General features: G+C 57.4%; 21 protein-coding genes. 3 read left to right on the plus strand and 18 right to left on the minus strand.

The window, feature by feature from the left end; translation table 11 throughout:
- Positions 1-257: 257 nt before the first annotated feature.
- From ACZ9W6_RS11150 to ACZ9W6_RS11225, 16 genes are all read right to left on the minus strand, one after another.
- The gene (locus ACZ9W6_RS11150) at positions 258-725 is read right to left on the minus strand and encodes a hypothetical protein (RefSeq protein ID WP_465191222.1); all 468 of its coding nucleotides are present in this window, start codon (positions 723-725) and stop codon (positions 258-260) included.
- Positions 726-856: 131 nt separating this feature from the next.
- Positions 857-2,341, minus strand: a complete 1,485-nt coding sequence (locus tag ACZ9W6_RS11155) for a carboxypeptidase M32 (protein ID WP_465191223.1) — start codon at positions 2,339-2,341, stop codon at positions 857-859.
- Positions 2,342-2,412: 71 nt separating this feature from the next.
- Positions 2,413-3,060 carry a hypothetical protein gene (locus ACZ9W6_RS11160; RefSeq protein WP_465191224.1) on the minus strand — a complete coding sequence of 216 codons (648 nt, stop codon included), beginning with the start codon at positions 3,058-3,060 and terminating at the stop codon, positions 2,413-2,415.
- 22 nt (positions 3,061-3,082) lie between these two features.
- Positions 3,083-4,153, minus strand: a complete 1,071-nt coding sequence (locus ACZ9W6_RS11165) for a malate/lactate/ureidoglycolate dehydrogenase (protein WP_465191225.1) — start codon at positions 4,151-4,153, stop codon at positions 3,083-3,085.
- A gap of 71 nt (positions 4,154-4,224) precedes the next feature.
- Positions 4,225-5,340: a bifunctional diaminohydroxyphosphoribosylaminopyrimidine deaminase/5-amino-6-(5-phosphoribosylamino)uracil reductase RibD gene (ribD, locus tag ACZ9W6_RS11170; protein WP_465191226.1), complete on the minus strand. Its 1,116-nt coding sequence runs from the start codon at positions 5,338-5,340 to the stop codon at positions 4,225-4,227.
- Complete coding sequence (locus ACZ9W6_RS11175) at positions 5,337-5,867, minus strand: GNAT family N-acetyltransferase (RefSeq protein ID WP_465191228.1); 531 nt, start codon at positions 5,865-5,867, stop codon at positions 5,337-5,339. Before ACZ9W6_RS11175 ends, ribD begins: the two co-directional genes overlap by 4 nt.
- Complete coding sequence (locus ACZ9W6_RS11180) at positions 5,858-6,400, minus strand: GNAT family N-acetyltransferase (protein ID WP_465191229.1); 543 nt, start codon at positions 6,398-6,400, stop codon at positions 5,858-5,860. The genes ACZ9W6_RS11175 and ACZ9W6_RS11180 overlap by 10 nt, the downstream gene beginning before the upstream one ends.
- Positions 6,401-6,519: 119 nt before the next feature.
- Complete coding sequence (nrdR, locus tag ACZ9W6_RS11185) at positions 6,520-6,972, minus strand: transcriptional regulator NrdR (RefSeq protein WP_465191230.1); 453 nt, start codon at positions 6,970-6,972, stop codon at positions 6,520-6,522.
- A gap of 141 nt (positions 6,973-7,113) precedes the next feature.
- A complete protein-coding gene (glyA, locus tag ACZ9W6_RS11190; RefSeq protein WP_465191232.1) occupies positions 7,114-8,358 on the minus strand; it encodes a serine hydroxymethyltransferase in 1,245 nt (414 codons plus the stop codon).
- Positions 8,359-8,517: 159 nt separating this feature from the next.
- Entirely contained in the window at positions 8,518-9,624 is a 1,107-nt protein-coding gene (locus ACZ9W6_RS11195; protein ID WP_465191233.1) for a hypothetical protein, read from the minus strand.
- A gap of 642 nt (positions 9,625-10,266) precedes the next feature.
- Positions 10,267-10,716: a 50S ribosomal protein L9 gene (gene rplI / locus ACZ9W6_RS11200; RefSeq protein ID WP_465191234.1), complete on the minus strand. Its 450-nt coding sequence runs from the start codon at positions 10,714-10,716 to the stop codon at positions 10,267-10,269.
- Positions 10,717-10,737: 21 nt separating this feature from the next.
- A complete protein-coding gene (gene rpsR / locus ACZ9W6_RS11205) occupies positions 10,738-10,965 on the minus strand; it encodes a 30S ribosomal protein S18 (protein ID WP_465191235.1) in 228 nt (75 codons plus the stop codon).
- Positions 10,966-10,969: 4 nt separating this feature from the next.
- Positions 10,970-11,269, minus strand: coding sequence for a primosomal replication protein N (gene priB / locus ACZ9W6_RS11210; RefSeq protein WP_465191237.1), 300 nt, complete (start codon positions 11,267-11,269; stop codon positions 10,970-10,972).
- A 15-nt stretch (positions 11,270-11,284) separates the two neighbouring features.
- Positions 11,285-11,659, minus strand: a complete 375-nt coding sequence (gene rpsF / locus ACZ9W6_RS11215) for a 30S ribosomal protein S6 (RefSeq protein WP_465191238.1) — start codon at positions 11,657-11,659, stop codon at positions 11,285-11,287.
- Positions 11,660-11,783: 124 nt separating this feature from the next.
- Positions 11,784-11,984, minus strand: a complete 201-nt coding sequence (locus ACZ9W6_RS11220) for a heavy-metal-associated domain-containing protein (protein WP_465191239.1) — start codon at positions 11,982-11,984, stop codon at positions 11,784-11,786.
- A gap of 23 nt (positions 11,985-12,007) precedes the next feature.
- A complete protein-coding gene (locus tag ACZ9W6_RS11225) occupies positions 12,008-12,376 on the minus strand; it encodes a metal-sensitive transcriptional regulator (RefSeq protein WP_465191240.1) in 369 nt (122 codons plus the stop codon).
- Positions 12,377-12,402: 26 nt separating this feature from the next.
- Between ACZ9W6_RS11225 and ACZ9W6_RS11230 the strand changes: the two genes are divergently transcribed.
- From ACZ9W6_RS11230 to ACZ9W6_RS11240, 3 genes are read left to right on the plus strand one after another with little or no spacing between them, the layout of a single operon-like run.
- Positions 12,403-13,335, plus strand: a complete 933-nt coding sequence (locus tag ACZ9W6_RS11230) for an alpha/beta fold hydrolase (RefSeq protein ID WP_465191241.1) — start codon at positions 12,403-12,405, stop codon at positions 13,333-13,335.
- Entirely contained in the window at positions 13,332-14,420 is a 1,089-nt protein-coding gene (locus ACZ9W6_RS11235; protein WP_465191242.1) for a pyridoxal phosphate-dependent aminotransferase, read from the plus strand. Before ACZ9W6_RS11230 ends, ACZ9W6_RS11235 begins: the two co-directional genes overlap by 4 nt.
- A gap of 55 nt (positions 14,421-14,475) precedes the next feature.
- Positions 14,476-15,330 carry an HDOD domain-containing protein gene (locus tag ACZ9W6_RS11240; protein WP_465191243.1) on the plus strand — a complete coding sequence of 285 codons (855 nt, stop codon included), beginning with the start codon at positions 14,476-14,478 and terminating at the stop codon, positions 15,328-15,330.
- Positions 15,331-15,394: 64 nt separating this feature from the next.
- On the opposite strand, the gene hslO is transcribed toward ACZ9W6_RS11240, so the two are convergent.
- Together hslO and ACZ9W6_RS11250 are read right to left on the minus strand one after the other, a co-directional pair.
- Complete coding sequence (gene hslO, locus ACZ9W6_RS11245) at positions 15,395-16,267, minus strand: Hsp33 family molecular chaperone HslO (protein WP_465191244.1); 873 nt, start codon at positions 16,265-16,267, stop codon at positions 15,395-15,397.
- Positions 16,267-16,848, minus strand: coding sequence for an MFS transporter (locus tag ACZ9W6_RS11250; protein WP_465191245.1), 582 nt, complete (start codon positions 16,846-16,848; stop codon positions 16,267-16,269). The genes hslO and ACZ9W6_RS11250 overlap by 1 nt, the downstream gene beginning before the upstream one ends.
- Positions 16,849-16,978: the final 130 nt, after the last annotated feature.

Genomic DNA, 16,978 nt, shown 5'->3' on the forward strand with positions numbered 1-16,978 from the left:
CTTGCAGTGCAAGTATTTGGCTTCGCCAGATACTTACACCTATCGGTTATTTGGTCTGTTAAAGAGCGGTGCTGACTGCTTGTTTCGTTTGCGTCGTCAGCTGAGGAGGCGAACTATACCCACCCCGCCCCAACCCGTCAACACCCCAAAACCAAAACAATCACACAAAGTGCACAAGTCTTTGATTACAAAGCACCCACAAATGCAAAAAAGTTGGCCGCAATCACTTGCGACCAACTTTTCATCAAGACAAACCATCAGGGCAAGGCCGGCATGTCGTACAGCATCAGCATGAAGCGGGTAAATACCGGGCTTGATGGCTTGGGCTGGTATTGCGGCCAACGTTTCAGCCAGCCCTGCAGATAGGCTTGCATGCGCCGCTGCGCCACTGCCGAATCGATAGCACCACTATCACGCGCCGCCGCCAGCTGGCGATACTGCCGGAAGACTTCATCATCCACCGGATTGCGGCCAACCATGGCCAGGCTTTTCGCTCGCAAGCGGTCAGCCACTTGCACGCGAGTCAACTCGCCGGCCGCAACCCGGGAGGACAGCTGACGAGCTTCGTCAAACAGCTGGCGCTCATATTGCAGCGAAGCAACTTTGCCTGTAGCCGGGCCTTCCACCTTTGTCCGCCCCCCAGTCCCTTCCAGCAAGGGAGAAACCACCGAGCAGGCCGACAGTGCCAAAGCCAAGGGCAAGAGATAGAGCCGCTTTGCCAACATACACACCTCCGATTACCGGCAGCCAACACTGCCACATGCCGGCAAACTACCAGCCACAAGCACAATGTCAATTACTTTTGCCAAAAACAAGCCCCGAAATCCATATCCCGGGGCTTGTTTTCAATGACGGATCAACCGTAGCGCGCCTGCAGATGCTGGCGGAAGTGCTGCGGGTTCAAGACCTCGCCAGTCGCATCCCGCACCAGCTCGGCCGTGGTCTTGCTGCTGGCCGGCAACCAGATATGCGTCGACAGCCAGTCAAAAATCCCTGCCAGATTACCGGCGGCAATTTGCTGATCCAGATCCGGCTGCTGCTGACGCAAGGTCGCAAAATATTGCGCGGCGTACATCGCACCCAAGGTATAGCTCGGGAAGTAACCGAAGCTGCCGTCCGTCCAGTGAATATCCTGCAGGCAACCATCGCGATAGTTACCACGCGTATCCACATCCAGATAGGCCTGCATCTTTTCATCCCACAATGCCGGAATATCCTCAGCCTCGATCTCGCCATCCATCAGCGCGCGCTCAATCTCGTAGCGCAGGATGACATGAGCCGGATATGTCAGCTCGTCGGCATCCACACGGATAAAGCCCGGTTCGACACGGTTGTACAATCGTGCAAGGTTGGCCGCATCAAAGGCCGACTGTTCGCCAAAATGCTTGCGCACCAACGGGGCAATCAGCTGCAGGAAGGCCGGGCTGCGACCCAGCTGCATTTCGAACGACAGGCTTTGGCTCTCGTGAATGCCCATCGAGCGCGCACGCCCAACCGGCAGATGCAGCCAGTTACGCGGCAAGCCCTGCTCGTAACGGGCATGGCCGGTTTCGTGCACGATGCCCATCAGGCTCTGGGTAAAATCCTGCTCGGTATAACGGGTGGTGATGCGCACATCCTCGGGCACGCCACCGCAGAATGGATGCATCGACACATCGAGTCGGCCGGCATCAAAATCAAAGCCCAGCAGCGCCATGATCTCCAGCCCCAAGGCCTTCTGCTTGTCGATGGCAAAAGTCCCTTCCGGCAGAATGACAGCCTCGCCAGCCTGCTTGTCCATCACCTGACGAATCAGGCCAGGCAGCCAGCTTTTGACGTCGCCGAAAATACGGTCAACTTCGGCGCTATTCATACCCGGCTCGTATTTGTCCATCAGCGCATCGTAAGGCGACACACCCTTGGCATCAGCCAGATAGCGCGCCTCTTCACGCGACAGGCGCACGACTTCGCGGAAGTTCTCCAGAAAGCCAGCCCAATCGTTGGCCGCACGCTGCTTGCGCCAGGCATGCTCGCAACGGCTACCCGCCAGTGCCTTGGCCTCGACCAGCGCCGCCGGCAGCAGATTGGCCGACTCCCAGTCACGACGCATCTCGCGCAGCGAGGCCTGTTGCGCCGGCGTCAGCGCCTCGGTGGCAGCTTGCTGCAAGGCAGCGGCCAGTGACGGCGCAGTCAGCTGCTCATGCATCAGCACCTGCAACTCGGCCAGCGCCGCACCACGCGCATCATTACCGGCCGGCGGCATCATGGTGGCCTGATCCCAGGCGGTAATCGAAAAAAGGTGACCCAGACGATACAGACGGGTGAAGGCCGATTCAGCCTGAAGATATGCTTGAGTGCTCATGATCGCTCGATTCGGTAGAAACAGGGTCGATCATGCCAGAAATTTCATGAAAATCGCAAATATCCGGCGCGCTATTGCGCGGCCAGCTGTTCGCGCTTGTCGGCTGCCGGAAATGTCATCCAGTAGTAGAAGAATTCGCGCGCAATGGTCAGAAAGATTTCACGCGCATAGCTGTCGGTGAGATGCATCAACAAGGCATCGACCGCCGTACGAAAGCTGTCCGGATGATGCTGCTGCTCGTGCAAGAGATAGAGCATGGGGCGCAGCAGCTCGCCCCGCTCGTTGAGCACTTCATCATCCGCACCCAGCTCGTACAGCTTGCCCAGATAAATGTCCAGCGAGGGTGGATAGGCGGTGAATTGCTCCTTGCTCATGCGCTGGCGCAGTTCATCAAACGAGGCCAGCACCGGCAAACGCACATGGTGGGTGGTGAAGCCGGAGCGCGCGTTCATCTCGGCCAGCTTCTGCAAATCCCCCAGCCAGAAATAGTAATACTCGCGCGCCGCCGTCATCGCGCCCGGCCGGTCTCCCGGCGGGCAAATCGACAAGAAGGCATTGATGGCGCTGCGATAGACATCGCGACTGCGCGGCTGGCCACGCAGGATTTGCACCAGCCGGCTCAGCAGACTGCGCCGGTAGGCGATGACCTCGCTGCTGGCACCTTTTTGCTCCAACAGGTGCACATAGGCTTCCAGCGCCTTCGATGCCATATCACTCACAATGTCTATCCTGCCAAACGATTCAAGCGGGCAGCGCCTGTAGCTGCGCCTCGGTCACACCGGCCTGACGGGCCGCTTCAAGAATAGCATGCCACTCGCCATCGGATATCTCGATGCCTGCGGCCAACCTTTGCGCCTCGCGCTGGCGCTCCGGCTCGCCCGCCAGCATCAGTGGCTGCTCACCCTCTGGCGCAGGCGAACTGCGAATGTAGTCGGCCATCGCGTCATACTCGCCGCGCAACCAGTCAACATCCGTCACCGCAGCCGGGTCGATAATGATGGCGGTCAGGTTATTGACGATACCACCCTCGCGCGCATTGCCTGGCTGCAAAGTACCACCCGCCGACAGCAAGCCAGCCAGAAACTCGATGGCCGTAATCAGTCCGCCGCCCTTGTGCAGGGCGATCGGCCGCAAGGCGCCTTTCGGTTCTTCATGCATCACCGCAGGCTGGTCTGTCGGCACGCCACCGGCATCCAGCATAACCTTGTCGTCGAAAGTCTTGCCTGCCAGATAAGCAACCCGCGTCTTGCCGTAAGCCACCATGCTGGTCGCAAAATCCAGAATGAAAGGCGGCTCCTGCTCGCCAGCCGGGAAGGCCACACAGAGAGGGTTGGTACCAAAGCGCGCAGCGGAGCCGCCAAACGGTGCAACCAGCGGCTGCGGAAAGTCGATCACGTTGACGAAGAACAAGCCAACCTTGCCGGCGGCTGCCACCTGCTCGCCATACTGGCCGATACGGCCCATATGGTGGCTGTTACGCACGGTCAGCAGCACAATGCCGGTGTCTTCCACCCGCTGCAGCGCTGCCGAAACCGCCTCGGGCACCACGCGCTGGCCATAGCCACGCTCACCGTCAAACTGCAGGATGGCGCCACTGTCATTCAAGAGCCAGGCTGGCTGATTGGGCTGCAGCGTACCTTGCTGCTTGCTCTGCACATAAAAAGGCAACATGCCGATACCGTGGCTGTCATGCCCCTTGAGGTTGGCCGCAAGCAGATGCTCGCTGACCACATCGGCTTCTTCTGCGGCAGACCCGAGGGCCAATAGCGTCAGGCGGGAAAGTGTACGCAATCGGGTGGCGCTGACCAGCATGCTTGCTCCATTCATGGCGGGATGAGGAGCCACATTCTAATCACGTCGGGCAGGCCTTGCCCATTGCTGGATCAAACTTCCGGCATCTGCGGCCGCAAAACCAGGCGCAGGTCGCGGCCAACCATGCGCGTATCCACAATCTGCAACGCTATCTTGTCCGCCAGTGAGCTTAGGGCCGGCCAGGCAAACAGCCCACGCGCATCCGCGCCGGCCAGCGAGGGTGCGAGGTAAAGCACGATCTCGTCAACGAGGCCTGCCTGCAGCAAAGCGCCATTCAGCCCGGCACCGGCCTCGACCATCAATTCGTTGATGCCCTGCTGCGCCAGTTGCTGCAGCAGACGTGGCAGATCCACCCTGCCCTGCGCATCCGGCAGCAGCGCCGTCTGCACCCCCCTGCCGGCATAGGCCGCCAACCGGTCAGCATCACCACTGGCTGTCGCCAGCAGGCTTGGCGCAGCATCCGTCTGGTAAATCGCCGCGTCAGGCGACGTCTGCAGCTGACCATCCACCACCACGCGCAAGGGCTGGCGCAGCACCGGCAGCTCGCGCACCGTCAGGCGCGAGTTGTCGGCCAACACGGTGCCACTGCCGGTGAGGATGGCATCGTGCGCCGCCCGCAGGTGCTGCACATCCAGTCTGGCTGCATCACCAGTGATCCACTGGCTGACACCGTTATTGAGCGCAGTCTTGCCATCCAGCGTTGCCGCGGCTTTCAGGGTAACGAAAGGTCGGCCGCGGCCAACCCGCGACAGAAAGCCGCGATGCACACGCTGCGCCTCGGCCTGCAGACAACCGGCCTGCGCCGGAATACCCGCAGCATTAAGCATGGCAATGCCGCGTCCGGCGACTTCGTGATACGGGTCCACCATTGCCGCCACTACACGGCCAAGCCTTTCTGCAATCAGCCGCTCGGCGCATGGCGGCGTGCGGCCGTAGTGACTGCAAGGCTCCAAGGTGACATAAGCCGTCGCCCCGACCGGCGTCAGGCCGCGCGCATAGCAGTCCTTGATTGCCTGGATTTCGGCATGATCCTGCCCGACGGCCAAAGTCGCGCCTTCACCGATGACCTCGCCATCCCGCACCAGCACACAGCCCACGCCGGGATTCGGCGTGGCACGGCGGGTGGCGGCTGCGGCCAACCTTAAAGCCTGCTGCATAAAACGGTGATCATCGGCGCTGAAGCTCATGCTTTTGCTTTCCAGTCAGTGGCAAGAAGCGCGAAGCGTGCCACATCCACATAGCCCTGCGCCAGCTTTTGCGCATCACGGGCAATGCCTTCGGCGACAAAACCCAGGCGCTCGGCCAGGGCGAGGCTGCGCTGATTGCTGATCGCCGCCTGCAGCTCGACCCGATGCAGGCCACCCTCACTGAAGGCAAAATCCAGCGCCGCACGCAGCGCCTGCTGCATCACGCCCCGGCCTTCAAACGCTTGCGCCAACCAGAAGCCAAGGTTGGCCGCAGCATTGGCACGATCCAGCGGCAACAGCGAGCAAGTCCCGGCCAGCTCGCCATCGACTTCGATCAACCAGTGATAGCCGCGACCGGTATGACGGGCAACCAGCATCTGCTGCAAGAAAAACTCGGTATCCACCGAGCTTTTGGCCTTGTCTACACTAGGCAACCAGCGGTCCAGCCGCTCGCGATTGGCATCCAGCAGGGCAAACAGGGCATCATTATCGCGCGGCGGGTCTGCCGGCCGTATGGTCACTTGCATGTCAGTTCTCTCCACTCGCTCGCCAACAGGCTGTATTGCCTGCCATCGTAATATTCACCGTGATAGCGCAGATATTGCCGCATTACACCCTCAAACTGGAAACCCAGCCGCTCGGCCACCGCACAACTGCGCAGGTTGGCCGCCGCCGCATCAATCACCACGCGGTTCAGCCCCTGCGGGCCAAAGGCCTCGGCCAGCAACAAGCGCACCGCCGCGCTGATCACGCCCTGCCCTTCAAAACGAGCCGACAGCCAGTAGCCGATGGCGGCACGATTGTTCAGGCGACAGATCGCATGCAGATCCATCACACCGGCAAACTCGCCATCCACCTCGATCAGCCAAACCTGGCTGGCGTTAGCCGCGCGCTGATCAATGGCGAACTGCAGAAAGGTGGCGCTATCAGCCTCGCTCTGGGTTTTGTCTACCCAAGGCAGCCAGCGGCGCAGACGCTCGCGCTCGGCATCAACACAGGCAAACATCTGCGCGGCAGCTGCCAGTGTCGGCAGTACCAGACAAACCGTACGGGAGGTCATGACATTTCTTTCAAATACTTGAAGTGCGGCCTGACAGATTAAGGTTGGCCGCAAAGGCATGTCAAATGCAAAAATGCCCGCAATTGCGGGCATTTAGCATGATTCCGGCAAAGATTCGCTTATTGCTTTTCGATTTCGCGAATAGCGTCAGAAAATTCGGCAATATCCTGAAAGCTCTTGTACACCGAGGCAAAGCGCACGTACGCCACCTTGTCCAGCTTGGCCAGCTCGTTCATCACCATCTCGCCAATCAAGCGACTCGGCACCTCGCGCTCGCCCAGCTGCAACAGACGCTGACAGATACGGTCAATCGCTTCATCCACCAGCGGCGTGGAGACTGGCCGTTTATGCAAGGCACGCATAAAGCTGGTGCGAACTTTCTCTTCGTCGAATTCGGTGCGATGCCCTCCGGACTTCACCACCTGCGGCATGCGCACATCCGCTGTCTCGAAGGTAGTAAAGCGCTTGTCACAACCGGTGCAGCGGCGGCGACGGCGAATGCTGTTGCCGTCCTCGCTGACGCGCGAGTCCACCACCTGGGTATCAACACAACCGCAGAACGGACATTTCATGACTTGGCTTCTGTACAAATGGCAATGCCGCCATGTTATCAGCTAAAACGCTGACGTGCAGCCATGCCACCGACAGCCAAGCCGGTGATCCACAACGCAAAAAAGGCGGCAAACGCCGCCTTTTTCAACCAGACTACCCGCTTACTTCTTGTAAACCGGGAAACGGTGGCACAGCTCGGTCGCCTCTTTGGCCACGCGTGCGAGTACCGCTTCGTCATTCGGGTTATCCAGCACGTCAGCCACCAGGTTGGCCACGATGCGGGCTTCTTCTTCCTTGAAGCCGCGAGTGGTGATCGCTGGCGAACCGATACGAATGCCGGAAGTCACGAACGGGCTTTCCGGGTCATTCGGGATGGCGTTCTTGTTGACCGTGATGTGCGCCTTGCCCAGTGCGGCATCAGCAGCCTTGCCGGTCAGGCCCTTGGCACGCAGATCCACCAGGAACACATGGCTCTCGGTACGGCCGGACACGATGCGCAGACCGCGCTCGATCAGGGTCTTGGCCATCACGTCGGCGTTCTTGATCACCTGAGCCTGGTATTCCTTGAATTCCGGCGTCAGCGCTTCTTTGAACGCAACTGCCTTGGCGGCAATCACGTGCATCAGCGGGCCGCCCTGCAGGGTCGGGAACACATTGCTGTTCAGGGACTTCTCGAACTCGGCCTTGGCCAGAATGATGCCGCCACGCGGACCACGCAGGGTCTTGTGGGTAGTGGAGGTCACGAAGTCGGCGTGTGGTACCGGGTTCGGATACAGGCCGGCAGCCACCAGACCGGCGTAGTGCGCCATGTCGACCATGAAGTAGGCACCGCACTTCTTGGCGATCTGACCCATGCGCTCAAAGTCGAAACGCAGGGCAAAAGCGGAAGCGCCACCGATGATCAGCTTCGGCTTGGTTTCCATCGCTACGCGCTCCATATCGTCGTAGTCGATTTCTTCGTTCTCGTTCAGACCATAAGCCACGATATTGAACAGCTTACCGGACAGGTTGGCCGGGGAACCGTGAGTCAGGTGACCACCATGACCCAGATTCATACCCATCACGGTATCGCCCGGCTTCAGGATGGAGAAGTAAACCGCCTGGTTAGCCTGCGAACCGGAGTGCGGCTGTACGTTGGCGTACTCGGCACCGAACAGCTGCTTCACACGGTCGATAGCCAGTTGCTCGACCACGTCTACATACTCACAGCCACCGTAGAAACGTTTGGCCGGGTAGCCTTCAGCGTACTTGTTGGTCAGCTGGGAGCCTTGCGCCTCCATGACAGCCGGGCTGGTATAGTTTTCCGAAGCGATCAGCTCGATATGATCTTCCTGACGCTGTACTTCGCCGGCAATTGCGGCAGCGAGTTCCGGGTCGTACTGGGCGATATTGATATCAGCAAACATCGTTGACTCTTCCATCTGAAGGGTTTGATTAAGGCTTATGGCGACCTTGGCACGGCCACGGTTTACGCCGACATATTCTAAACCATCCGTCACAAAGTCCGGATGAACAAATGGCAGGCCAACAATGAAGCAAATTCATGTTGCACCTGCCATTCGGGATTACTGTAGGGTTTGCACCTTGGCTGGCCACTCGTCAGCCGTCAGGAACAAGGGAATGCTGCCCACCATTTCCGGCTGGATGGTCGGCACCACTCGCACATCATTCAGTTGGCACTCGGTCATCAGCTGGCGCACAGCGGTTTCGATCTGGGCCACATCATCATGCGCTGCAAGCGGCCAGACAAAACCACCCCAGTCCTTGGCGTTACCATGGGCGGAAATCGTCAGATGCAACTCGTTATTGTCATGCGCCGACAAAATCGCCACCGGCTCCAGCCCCTGGCTACGCAGCTCGCGGATCTGGGTACTGGCAAACACCTGCATCGCCACTTCAAGACGTGCATGGTTGGCCGCAACCATAGCCTGCATCAAGGGCATAGGCGGACGCGGAATCGGGAACAGCGTTACACCATCCACCGCCAGCTGCTCGCCAATGAACTTCATCAATGGCATACCCCAGGCACCGACACTGCCACCAAGTTTGACCGGTGCTGCTGCACCCTCTTCCTGAATTGCCACCCCAAGCAGATAGCGCAAGAAAACGCCCTCGCCCTTGGCAGTAATGGCAGCAGCCGGCAGATTGGCCAGCAAGTCGCCGGCAGCATCCGGTTGACGCGCCTGCTGGAAAAGCTGCGCCGACGAGATATCGACAACGTGATCCGGATGAATCAGTTTGCCCGAGAACAGCACTTCCGCGCCCTCGGCAAACAAGCCATGCTGGCGGAACAAGGCATTCAGGGCAGCCTCATCAGCTATCGTCGCCGGCAAAGTCACCTGATTCTTGCTGCCGACAACCAGTACCAGCGGTACGGCAAAAACAATAGCGTGGCGGCCAACATCTGGTCGCTCGACGGCATCACGCAGCGCACTCCACAACTCACGATACTCGGTACTTGACGTCACCATCGCCAGCGCCACTGATAAAGAGAGCAATTCCTTGCGCTCAAGCATGCCCTGCAGCGCAGCGCGCAAGCCTTCACGCCACATCTGCCTGTCGTCTTCACTGGCAGCCGACAAAATGGACTGAACATGATGAATCAGCATATTGCTGGGGGCCGCCGCCGGATATTGGCGCGGATCAGGCAGAACTAGCGGAAATTGACTCATGGCGGGCAAGGACAGTCTGAGTGAAGCAAAGACGATATTGTCGCACAGCTTGCGACTTCGCGCAGTCTTGAGCGCCAAAGATGATCATCTGATCAAATTCGCGCAGAAATTTTCGATTAGCAACAGTCTGTATTCAAACTGCGACAATATTTTACATATTGCACACTTTGAAGATTGTATACATTGACACTTTTTTGCACAGAGAACATAATTCGCGCCGTTGGGATGCAGTGAATGCCTCTTGATAGTTTCTCCTCTATTTCTCCTTTGTAGACTTGGCGCGGGCATCAAACCCCGCGCATTTTTTTTGATATCATCAAGTTACACCACTCGGCAGCAAACACCTTTGCACGCCACACCAAAATCCCCTCCCGATCCAGCCTGCCAAATCAGCCCGTCCGACACTGCAGATATTTCATTTCAATAAATTTTCACATTCCAACATTTTGAAACAAAAAAAAGCGCCGAAAAATCGGCGCTGCAGCAATGCAAAAGAATCAGAAGAGAAAACGTCAGAACGACGCTTGCTCTGTGTTGGTCAGCAAGGCATGAATAAAGTTCACCTCGCCCGCAAATTAATTAGCTGCATTCCAGACATAAAAAAAGCCGCCCGAAGGCGGCTTTTTTGAGACGCAAGCCTGATTAGGCAGCGGCAACCACAACAATCTTGATTGCCACAACAACGTCGTGATGCAGAGCAACTTCGATGTCGTACTCGCCAGTAGCCTTGAACGGGCCATTTGGCAGACGAACTTCGAAACGCTTAACTTCAACGCCAGTAGCGGTGATAGCTTCAGCGATATCAACGTTGGTAACCGAACCAAACAGACGACCATCAACACCGGCCTTCTGGGAAACGGTGATAACAGCGTCGGTCAGCTTCTCGGCACGAACCTGAGCGTCAGCCAGAATGGCAGCCTGCTTGGCTTCCAGTTCAGCGCGACGAACTTCAAATTCTTTCAGGTTTGCTTCGGTAGCACGCTTGGCTTTGCCCTGAGGAATCAGGAAGTTACGCGCGTAACCGTTTTTAACATTTACCACATCACCCAGGATACCCAGGTTAGCGACTTGTTCGAGCAGAATGATTTGCATCTTGTCAGTCCTTTCCCGGTCTTAGTGCTGGTCGGTGTATGGCAGGAATGCCAGGAAGCGAGCACGCTTGATCGCTTCGGTCAGCTGACGCTGATAGCCAGCCTTGGTACCAGTGATACGAGCCGGGATGATTTTGCCGTTTTCAGCAATGAAGTCTTTCAGCAGGTCGACGGATTTGTAGTCGATGTGCTTGATACCTTCCGCAGTGAAGCGGCAGAACTTCTTGCGCTTGAAGAGTTGACGTGCCATTTGATTAACCTTTTACAAATTCAACGTGTTCGATATGCAGAACCAACCGCGGGTTACGCAAACTGCGCTGACAAAGAAACCCTTTGCAAGCCACCTGCTGCCCTTCGAGTTTTCCCGCCATCAAAGTGGCCAGATCACCCAACAGAACAGCCTGTATCTCGCAAACGACATCACGCTCAAGGCCTGATGATTTTTGCCTGGACTGATGCTTCAGCCAGACTTCAACCACCGCCAGACCAGCTGGCGTCCTGCGCAAAATTTCTTCGCGCTCGACAGTTGCCGTCAGTTCAAGTTGGTTCAGCAAGTAATTGCCCTGTTATCAGGCAGCCACTTCGCCTTCTGCAGCCGGCTGGTTTTCCAGCAGGCTCTTGGCCTTCTCATCCTTCAGCATCGGGGATGCCTCGATTACAGCACGAGTCATCTTGATGGTCAGGTGACGCAGAACGGCGTCGTTGAATTTGAAGGCGTGCTCGATCTCGGCCAGGGTTTCCGGGGTGCACTCAACGTTCATCAGAACGTAGTGAGCCTTGTGAACTTTCTGGATCGGGTAAGCCAGTTGACGACGACCCCAGTCTTCCAGACGGTGGATCTGGCCGCCAGCGTTCAGGACCATGCCCTTGTAACGCTCAACCATGGCGCCAACCTGTTCGCTCTGATCCGGATGGACGATGAACACGATTTCGTAGTGCCGCATGTGAACTCCTTTTGGCTAAAAGCCCTTTGTCATGCGCGATCAAAGGGCAAGGGTTAAAAGCTGAAGATTGTACGGACTAAACCACCCATCCGCAAGTCAATCCGGATCTTTGATAAAAAATGGCTTAGATAACATCAAAGCCAGCCGCTTCGATCGCGGCCCGCAATTGCTCTTCAGCAACAGACTCGTGACTGATTGCCACTTTCTTGGCTACCAGATCCACAGCAACATCCACCACGCCCGGCAAAGCTTTCAGCGCCTTGCTCACACCATTGGCACAACCACCGCAAGTCATGCCATCCACATTCAGTTCGGTCTGTTGCATTTCATTCTCCTATTCGATCCGGCTTAACGCATTTTCTTTAACAGCATCATGACTTCGGCAATGGCATTATCGCTATCGCCTTTAGCCACCGCCTTGGCCACACAACCCTTCAGATGACTCTCCAACAGTTGCTGGGCAACCGCATCAAGCGCAGAGCGCGCCGCCGCAATCTGCGTCAAGATATCCACGCAGTACCTGTCATCCGACACCATGCCTGCAATACCGCGCACTTGCCCTTCCAGCCTGGCCAACCGCTTTTGCAAGGCCTGCTTTTCAGGCTGCACGACCATCTTGTCGCAACACTCCAGCTCTTTCATGGCCAGCCCTCTCATTAATCGAAGTTCATAATACCCCCAAGGGGTATTGATGACAAGAAGGTCAGGCAACACCATGTTGCAAACAACCGGTCAACGCTGCCATGCCATCTCATTCCACCTCTTATCAACCACTGCGCGAGCCACTGAGCCAGCAGCTGACACTCAATAATCATCAGCACCACATCCGAATCTGGCCCAAAGAGCAGGCACCGACGCTGTTCATGCTGCACGGCTGGATGGACTGTGCCGACACCTTCCAGTTTGTCGCCGATCTGCTGCCAGACTGGCAGATCATTGCGCCGGACTGGCGTGGCTTTGGTCAGAGCGCATGGAATAGCGGCAGTTACTACAGCCCAGACTACCTTGCCGATCTTGATGCGCTGCTGGAACACTACTCCCCCGACGAGCCCGCCATGCTGTGCGGCCACAGCATGGGTGCCATGGTTGCAGGGCTATACGCCGGCATTCGCCCCGAACGCATTGCCAGACTGGCTCTGCTCGATGGCTTCGGACTATCCGACTGTCAGGCCGCACTCGCACCCTCTCGCTACGCACGCTGGCTAAATGAAAAACGTCACCAGACTGTCTTTCGCCGCTACCGTACGCCGGAGGAGTTCGCGGCAAAACTGCAAGTCAAAAACCCTGGAATGCCTGCCAGCCATGCCGGCTTTATGGCGCGGCAACTATTGATAGAGACAGGTGATGGCTGGGAGCAACGCGCCGACCCCAAGCACAAGATGGTAAATCCGGTGTTGTACCGGTTGGAAGAAGCTATGGCCTGCTGGCGCAGAATCTGCTGCGAGGTACTATGGGTGATGGCCGAACACCGCCACGAACACCCGTTGACGCAGCAGGTGTATGAAACCCTGCCGCAACGCAGAGCCTGTTTTAAGCGACTGCAGGAAACCACCTTGCCCGACTGTGGTCACATGCTGCAATGGGAGCAAGCCGCAAGGTTGGCCGCAGTGCTGGACAGCTTCTTCAGCACCGACCAATCGCCAGCCAGACAAACAGAACAAAGAGAATCACCATGACCCGATTTGCTTCGCACCTGCAGAAACACGACATCAACAACCCCTTCCCTGGTCTGTATCGACTGGAGAAGAACATCGGCCGGCAAATCGTTTCGCGTATCGGCTCGAATGAAAGCATTCCCGTACCCGCACACCCGATAGCCGGGCTGTCGACCAGCCAGCTGATGGATCTGGCGAGGCTTTACCCTGACCCTTACGCCACAGCCATCCGTCAACGAGCAGCGGCATTGAACCAGGTTGATGAGCAACAGGTGATTGTCGATGCCGGTGCCGACAGTCTGATCGGCCTATTTCTGCGTCTGCGGGTTAACGTTGGCGACAGCGTGGTTTGCACTGCCGGTACCTACCCGACTTTCCGCTATTTTGCCGAAGGCGTTGGTGCCATCGTGCACGAGGTTCCTTATCTGCAATCAGGCGCTGATCTATTCAATGATCTGGAAGCCCTGGCCGCAGCCGCCCGACAGCACAATGCCAGCCTTGTCTATCTGGCCAACCCTGACAACCCGACCGGCACCCTGCTATCGCCATCAGCCCTGGAAGCTTTCCGCGCAAAGCTGCCAGAACAGACTCTGCTGATCCTCGACGAAGCCTATATCGACTTCTGCACAGAACAACAGCCGTTCAAGCTGCTGCCCAATACCGCCCATCTGCGCACCCTGTCCAAGGCCTATGCACTGGCAGGTCTGCGTGTTGGCTATGCCTTGGCCGAGACAGCACTGATCAGCAAGGCAGACCAGATCCGGACCCAATATGGCGTATCCAGCGTCAGCCAGGCCGTTGCCATCGCTGCTCTGGATGATCCGCAATTTGCGGCCAACCTTATCGAGCAGACCCGCGACCTGCGCCTGCAGCTGCAAAACCTGCTCGAGAGCCACGGCCTGCATTGCATGCCCTCGCACACCAACTTCCTGTGCGTTCCGTACCCGAATGCCGAAATCACCTTGCAAATCCAGAAGAATTTGCTGGCTGAAGGCATTGCCGTTCATCGCCCGCCACACCCTGCCATGCAATCTGTTTTGCGTATCTCTGCGCATCCTGATGCGTGTCAAAGCAAGGTTATCGCGGCGCTGACAAATTTCTGCTGAACGATAAACTGTCGTCTAGAATCACTTTGCCAATAAACAAAAAATGAACGCCCCCATGAAGGTACCTCACTTTGATGCCGATACCACGGCGGAGCTGGTCAAGAATCTGGTCATCCCACCCAGACCAACCTTGCTGGACCAGCTGATCACCCTGCGCAGCAATCCTGATCTGAACCTTCAGGACGTCGCGGATCTGATCGCCACCGACCTCGGCCTGTCAGCCGCCATCCTGAAAGCTGCCAACAGCCCGGCTTTTGGTACTTCTCGTCGCCTGACCTCCGTTCAGCAGGCTGTCAGCCTGCTGGGTACCCGCAACATCATTACCCTGGTTACCGGCCTGCTGCTGCGCCTGTCACTGACATCAGAAACACCACCCGCCATCGAGCAGTTCTGGGATCGCACCATGCAGGAAGCTGCCATTGCTGCCGCACTGAGCGAGCAATTGCATATTCCGGGCGAAGAAAGCCAGACCTTTGCCATGTTCCGTAGCTGCGGCATTGCCGTGATGCTGATGCGCTATCCGAAGTACGAGCGCACACTGCGCCTTGCCTCGCAAGCCAAGGACAAGCAGATCAGCAAGATCGAACAGGAACTGCACAGCACCAGCCACGACGTTGTCGGCTATCTGGTTGCCCGCGCCTGGAATATGCCCGAAGAGTTCTGTCAGGCCATCTTGCTGCAACACCATACGGAACTGTTCGAACCAGGCAACAATCTGCTGACTCACGATTACAAGCTGCTGGTAGCGGTTGCCCGCGCCTCGCAATATGTGTGGCGCACCAGCACCGACCATAACGGCGACCCGGCCTGGCGCGACCGTGCCGACGAAATCTGTACCTATATGGGGATGAGCACCACCGAGTTTGATGACTGGGCGGACGAGATGCACAATCGCCTGCACGCCAGCTGAACAGCACCGTCGCGCAATAAAAAACGCCATGCAATGCATGGCGTTTTTTATTTCAGCTTGGCAATCAGTGACGCGACTCGCGCACCGATGTCATCACATCAAAATCGAACAAGCGGTTCACATCGTCCTCGTCGAACACATAACGTTGGCCGCAGTATTCGCAAGCAATCTCGATACTGCCTTGCTCAATCACCACTTCAGCAGCCTCCTGCCCGCCCAGCAACTTCAACATATCACCGACGCGCTCTTCGCTGCAGTTGCAGGCAAAGCTCAGCTGTTGTGGCTCGAAAACCCGCACCTGCAGTTCGTGGAACAGACGATGAAGAATATCCTGCGCCCCAAGACCCAACAATTCATCATCTCGCAGCGTCTCGCCCAGCACCGCTACTTCGTTCCAGCCTTCCGGATCGCCATGACCGTCAGGCAAGCGCTGCAGCAGCATGCCCGCAGACACCTCGTCATTGCAGGCCAGCTTCAGCCGCGTTTCAAGCTGCTCGGAACGCTGCATATAGTTTTCGATGATCTCGGCCACCGTATCGCCTTCCAGCGCCACAATGCCCTGCCACGGATCACCATCACGCGGCTCCAGCGTCAGCACACAGGTACCGCCCTCGCCCAGCAAGGCCGGCAGACCTGCGTCGGTGATGTCCTCATTGAAGCGTGCGGTCGCACGCACGGTACGATCATTGGTGCATTCAGCCACCGCCAGGCGCAAATCACCCTTGCCATGCAACTGCATGATCAGCGTGCCATCAAACTTGAGGTTGGCCGCAAGCAAGGCACAAGCCGCCACCATCTGCCCCAGCACCTGGCGCACCGGTGCCGGATAATTGTGGCGGGCTACCACCTGCTGCCACGCCCCGTCCAGGCGCACCATGGCGCCACGCGCCGGAATGCCGTCAAACAGGAAGCGTTGCAGGGTATCGGTCTCGGTCATTACTTGGAATCCTTCTCTTCAGAAACGGTATAAAGCGTCATCGGCAACGAGGAACTGGCATCAAACTCGCAACCGGCACGAATCGCCGCCTCGGCGATTTCGCGTGCGGACAAATCCTGCTCGTACAGTGCATGCATGGCTCCCATCGCAAACTTGCGACCGGAACCTATCGCCCAGTAGCGCGAAAACTCGTAAACCTCGCGCATCGGATACACCCCGAAAATGCCATGGCGGTTCGCCACCAGCACCATCATCTGGCTGGATTCGTAAGGATCATCCTCCTCTTCCTCAGGCCGTAGAAAGAACTGCTCCTTAAGCTTGGGATGAATCTTGCGAAAGGTCTCGAACAAGCCGGCACGGCTACTGAAGTCACGCGACTTCATGCCCTTGAGTGCCGCTTGCAAAACCAGATCATGCGCAGCCGAACCGGCAATGGCGAGGTGGTTTTCGCCAATACGGAAAATCTTGTCATGAAACACATCATAGGCAGCCGGCAAACGCTGGTCATCGCCAAAGGTGGTCTGGCTATCGGCAGCAATCACTACCTGCCCGTTCTTGCGTACCACTACGATTGTCGTCATGAAAGCTCCTCGCTACCGTAATCGCAAAGGTGGGGATTTTACTGGAAATCAAAAGCTTTGCATTATCTTGCCTTGGCGCAAATCGGCATCACATGAAACAATAAATACATCATCAACCGGACAAGACCAA

This window comes from Vogesella lacus (assembly GCF_979366295.1).